We start from the raw sequence: 239 nt of genomic DNA on the forward strand, positions 1-239 counted from the left end.
CCACAAGCATCAGTAGCAGTCCAAGTTCTGGTTACAGAATAAGAACCTGCACAATTACCATTGGTAGTTACATCTTCGAAAGTCAATTCGAAAGCGGAACCACACTCATCAGTAGCAGTAGCTTGAGCGAACTCAGGCGAAGCCGGACAAGAGATAGTTGAAGTAGCAGGTAACGCTGCGATAACCGGAGCCGTTACGTCTTGTACATTTATAGTTTGTGAAGCAGTAGAAGAATTTCC

Annotated in this window: 1 protein-coding gene; it reads right to left on the minus strand. The window is 44.8% G+C overall.

What is annotated here, in order from left to right; genetic code table 11:
• Nucleotides 1-239, minus strand: a 239-nt coding sequence (locus HA632_RS01510; protein WP_217902802.1) for a hypothetical protein, incomplete at both ends; no start/stop codon positions are given.

This window comes from Flavobacterium sp. J49 (assembly GCF_011742145.1).
Classification (GTDB): Bacteria; Bacteroidota; Bacteroidia; order Flavobacteriales; family Flavobacteriaceae; genus Flavobacterium.